This is a genomic window from Vibrio sp. 10N.261.55.A7 (genome assembly GCF_002877365.1).
GTDB lineage: Bacteria > Pseudomonadota > Gammaproteobacteria > Enterobacterales > Vibrionaceae > Vibrio.
Genome location: NZ_MCWZ01000227.1, coordinates 1 through 3,129, shown reverse-complemented (window position 1 = coordinate 3,129; position 3,129 = coordinate 1). Strand labels below are relative to the sequence as shown.

The 3,129-nt window shown below is 44.9% G+C and carries 2 protein-coding genes; both read right to left on the bottom strand.

Features of this window, described 5'->3' with window-relative positions; all coding sequences use genetic code 11:
- Nucleotides 1–151: 151 nt before the first annotated feature.
- A complete protein-coding gene (gene treC / locus BCU12_RS10915; RefSeq protein ID WP_102404303.1) occupies nucleotides 152–1,837 on the bottom strand; it encodes an alpha,alpha-phosphotrehalase in 1,686 nt (561 codons plus the stop codon).
- 91 nt (nucleotides 1,838–1,928) lie between these two features.
- Nucleotides 1,929–3,129, bottom strand: a 1,201-nt coding sequence (treB, locus tag BCU12_RS10910) for a PTS trehalose transporter subunit IIBC (RefSeq protein WP_102404302.1), incomplete at its 5' end; no start/stop codon positions are given.

The window sequence follows — 3,129 nt, the reverse complement described above, 5'->3', positions numbered from 1 at the left end:
GTACAAAGGGTTAGTCATTAAGTATCCCTAAATATCTACCGAATAAACAATCTATTAATATGGATGCCCAAATAGAAAAATGACCTCGACGATGCGAGGCCAAAGTGATTGATTCAGTGCTTACTGATACAAAATATAGGGGGGATAAGTATCATGATTCAATCAAAATGATTTTAGTCTCATACGGTTTCAGCACTTGGTGACGAGACACGGTTTCGCTCTCAAGCCCTTCATAATTCCCTAGCAAGTAACGCGCCTTGCCAATATCAACACCTTTCGGTAAAACACATTCAACTTCTTGATCATAATAATTATTCAGGCAAATCAGCGACTGTGATTCAGACGTTCTTTGATAAGCAAATATCGACTTGTGCTGCGGTAAAAGATCAACATAATCGCCAGTGGTTATCACATCCACGTCTTTACGTAGCTGAATCAATTTTTGATAAAAATAGAAAACAGAATTATCATCTTCAACCGCTTTACTCGCATTGATCTCACCATAGTTCGATGCTACTTCAAGCCATGGTTCGACTATAGAAAACCCAGCAAATTCTGAGCTGTCCCACTGCATCGGCGTACGAGAGTTATCACGAGACTTCTGCGCTAAGATTGCCATCATCTCTTCGTGAGTCACACGGTTCTGATTCACCATGATGTCATACATATTGGTACTCTCAACATCGCGGTACTGCTCAATGTTGTCGTAACCAGGGTTGGTCATCCCAATCTCTTCACCTTGGTAAATATAAGGCGTGCCTTGCATCATGTGCACTGAAGCGGCCAGCATTTTCGCCGATTCAACGCGATACGTCGTATCGTTGCCTAAACGGCTAACCACACGAGGCTGATCGTGGTTACACCAAAAAAGTGCTCCCCAGCCTTGTCCATTCAGCCCTGTTTGCCAGTGATTAAAGATCTGTTTGAGTTGTAAGAAGTCAAAAGGCGCATTCGTCCACTTTTCACCGTTCAGGTAATCCGCCTTTAGGTGATGGAAATTGAAGACCATAGACAGCTCTTTACCATCGTTCGAAGAGTATTGCTGGCAATGATCTAACGTCGTTGAAGACATTTCTCCAACCGTCACACTGCCGTATTTCTGGAACACGGCTTCACTGATCTCTTGCAAATACTCATGAACTCGTGGCCCATCAGTATAAAAACGTCGGCCATCACCCGTATCATCATCGGCATAATCTTGTTGTTTCGAGATGAGGTTAATGACATCTAATCGGAAGCCATCAACGCCCTTTTCAGCCCAGTAGCTGATGATTTGCTTTACCTCTTCTCGCACCTTTGGGTTTTCCCAGTTTAGATCGGCCTGCTCTTCGGCAAAGAGGTGCAAATAATATTGATTAGTTTGTTCATCTAGGTGCCACGCACTGCCACCAAACTTTGACTGCCAGTTGTTCGGAATATCACCGTTCACAGGATCTTTCCAAATGTAGTAATCTCGGTATGGGCTGCTCTTGTCACCTAACGCTGACTGAAACCAATGATGCGCCGTTGAGGTATGGTTCACAACGATATCCATGATAATGCGAATACCGCGCTCATGGGCTTTGGTTAACAGTTCATTAAAGTCGGCCATCGTGCCAAAGTCTGGGTTTACAGAAAAGTAATCAGCAATGTCATAACCGTTATCGATCATTGGAGATTCGTAGATTGGGGTTAACCAAATAGCATCGATTCCAAGCAGTTTCAGGTAATCCAATTTAGAGATGACCCCTTGAATGTCACCGGTGCCCTTAGCTCCACTATCACAAAAACTTTTCGGATAAATTTGATAAATGGTCGCTTTTTTCCACCACTCTTTATCCACATTAATCATCGCCATCTATAAGCTCACTTACCAACAAATTAAGAAATAGGGAGTGGCAAACACCACTCCACTTTGATTGACTAAAAATTACCGCGAGAAAACGTTCTTAAGCGCTAGCTGGCTCAAGCTCACCTTTTATTTGTGCTCGCTTGTAGAAAAACAGGGTCAAAGCCGCAGGGATCAACATGGCGACAAGCATTGCGATAGCATAGATACCCCAAAACTGAGGCTGAATCGATAAGATGCCCGGTAAACCACCAACACCGATACCGTTCGCCATGACACCTGCGCTACCACACACAGCCGCGGCAATAGCACTGCCCACCATCGCACTTAGCATTGGGAATTTGTATTTTAGGTTAATGCCGTACATCGCAGGCTCAGTCACCCCAAGGTAAGCCGAAATAGCCGCTGGTACTGAAATGTCACGCTCACCATGCTTCTTACTGATAATGATGATGCCAACAACCGCAGACGCTTGAGCGATGTTAGAAAGCGCGATCAGAGGCCAAATTGGCGTGCCACCAAGCTCTTGCATCAGCTGCAGATCCACCGCATTGGTTGTGTGGTGAATACCCGTGATGACCAACGGCGCATAAAGGAAGCCAAAGACCATTGAGCCGATAACAGCAAAATCACCCGTCATTGCTGCTTTTGCAGCAAACGCCACACCGTCACCTAATACACGACCAAATGGACCAATTAACGCATGAGCAAGAATGACCGATACGATGATAGACACAAACGGCACGACCACTAAGTAGAGATAAGAAGGAACAATACGTTTTAAGTTCGTTTCAATAAACGCGAGCGCAACACCAGCTAACATGGCGGGAATAACCTGAGCTTGATACCCGACTTTCTCAATCACAAACAGGCCGAAATCCCAGACTTCAGGCACTTCTTTACCGATGAGATACGCATTCATCAGCTGAGGAGAAACCAAGGTAACACCCAAAGTGATGCCTAAGATTGGCGTCCCTCCGAGTTTTTTCACTGTCGCCCAACAAACACCAACGGGTAGGAAGAAGAAGATGGCTTCACCAATAAGCCAAAGGAAAGAGTGTACCGTTGCCCAGAACTGACTAATTTGAGTAAGGGACTGGCCATCAAACATTTTGATGTCACCAATCACGTTACGGAACCCGAGAATCAAACCACCCGTGATAATGGCAGGCAATAATGGAACAAAAATTTCAGCGAGATGAGAAATGCCACGCTCTAGGATATTCATGTTTTGGCGAGCAGCCAGTTTCGATTCATCTTTAGACGCTTCCGACTTTCCTGATAGGTCAATCAGAATCGCA